General features: G+C 65.2%; 1 pseudogene. It reads right to left on the bottom strand.

The window, feature by feature from the left end:
• A pseudogene (locus Q2100_RS11960) lies at positions 1-244 on the bottom strand (hypothetical protein); the annotation flags it as partial.
• Between the last annotated feature and the right edge of the window lie 69 nt (positions 245-313).

The following is a 313-nucleotide window of genomic DNA, read 5'->3' as shown; positions in this document are numbered from 1 at the left end:
GTGCGGCGCCGATCTCTACGGCCACGGCGGATTCGGTGTCCACGGCCCACTGGTCGCTGATCTCGTCCCGCTCCGACATTCGCAGTGCGTACAACTCACCGATCGCGGTCAACCGCGCCGCGGCCTGCTGGTTCTCCCGGCGCGCCGCCACCACCACAGCGGAGATCAGTTCGCGCGCTTCGACCGACTCCGGACGTGCGACGGCCAGCACCTGGTCGAAGCTTGCCTGCGCCGGATCGAACATGCATTCGATTATCGCAGAGGGGTACGACCGCGTTGACTCATCAGAAATGCGCGCGAATGGGTGATTCGT

The organism is Mycolicibacterium arseniciresistens, from assembly GCF_030519285.1.
Taxonomy (GTDB): Bacteria; Actinomycetota; Actinomycetes; order Mycobacteriales; family Mycobacteriaceae; genus Mycobacterium; species Mycobacterium arseniciresistens.
The sequence above is the reverse complement of the archived record's forward strand: the minus strand, read 5'-3'. Positions and strand labels throughout refer to the sequence as shown.